Source organism: Rhodospirillum sp. A1_3_36, from assembly GCF_047263945.1.
Classification (GTDB): Bacteria; Pseudomonadota; Alphaproteobacteria; order Rhodospirillales; family Rhodospirillaceae; genus Rhodospirillum.
Genome location: NZ_JBLAVB010000101.1, coordinates 1 through 1,046 on the forward strand (window position 1 = coordinate 1; position 1,046 = coordinate 1,046).

General features: G+C 64.7%; 2 protein-coding genes and 1 pseudogene. All 3 read left to right on the forward strand.

Annotated elements, in window-relative coordinates:
- Nucleotides 1-336: pseudogene (locus tag ACLIRY_RS27185) on the forward strand (IS66 family transposase); the annotation flags it as partial.
- A gap of 150 nt (nucleotides 337-486) precedes the next feature.
- Nucleotides 487-768, forward strand: a complete 282-nt coding sequence (locus ACLIRY_RS27190) for a TrbG/VirB9 family P-type conjugative transfer protein (RefSeq protein ID WP_413208535.1) — start codon at nucleotides 487-489, stop codon at nucleotides 766-768.
- Nucleotides 765-998: a hypothetical protein gene (locus ACLIRY_RS27195; RefSeq protein WP_413208536.1), complete on the forward strand. Its 234-nt coding sequence runs from the start codon at nucleotides 765-767 to the stop codon at nucleotides 996-998. Before ACLIRY_RS27190 ends, ACLIRY_RS27195 begins: the two co-directional genes overlap by 4 nt.
- Nucleotides 999-1,046 lie beyond the last annotated feature (48 nt).

Below are 1,046 nucleotides of genomic sequence, written 5' to 3' on the forward strand. Positions count from 1 at the left end.
ATGGAAAAAGCCCGGGCCGCGATCCGCGAGCGGTTGGTCAAGGCCCAGGTCATCGCCTCGGACGAGACCATGACCCGTATCGAGGGCGTGCCCCACTGGCATTGGGTTTTCCTCGCCAAGGACGCGGTTCTCCATGACATCGCGCCCCGACGGGCCAAGAGCGTGGCCGAAACCGTGTTGGACGGCCACCGGCCAGAGGTTTGGATCTCGGATCGCTATGTCGGGCAACAGGATCTGGCTCAGGTCCATCAGGTTTGCCTTGCCCATGTGCTCCGGGATGTCCAATACGTCATTGATTGCGGAGACAGCCAACAACCCGAAGATCCTCGTCGCCATCGCCCTGGGCTGGCTGGGCACGGCCTTCCTGGCCGAGGCTACCTCCATCGCCAAGATGAAATGAAGCTCTCGCCCTGCGCCTGCGATCCCATCGACTACAACAGTGAGGGGTTCCAATGGCTCGGTTAACCTTTCCCTACCCCCTCGACCTTGCGCGGCTGGGGGGACTACAGCCTCTGGGGCAGTGACAACACCCTCAAGCCCCGCACCGTCTATCGCGACGACTATTTCACCTACATCAAGTTCGGCGACCGCTGGAAGGACATCGAACTTCCCACAGCTTACGTGGTGGTGGACGAGATCGACGAGCTGGTGAACACAAGGGTCGATGGCGACACCTTCATTGTCGAAAGCACCCGCCCCCTCATCACCCTGAAATCGGGCGCCAGCTATCTCTGCATCCGCTATGACGGCGCGGAGAGCGGACAATGAGCGCCGTCTGTGACATCGCCCTGGTCCTAGGCCTGACGTTTTCCGGCCTCTGCCTGCCCCCGCCAGAGCCCGAGCCTCCCGCCGCCCTGCCCGAGGATCAACCGACGGCCTGGGCCATTCCCGCGCCCCCGCCTCGCCGCCGCCGCCCCAGCCGCCCCCGGCGCCGCCCCCGGATCCCTATCGCCTGGCCGCCCAACGGCTGTGGGACAGCCGGATGCGTCCCAGCCTGAAAGGCGAGATGGCCGTCTTCCAGCCCGGCAGACCACCAACCATGCCCC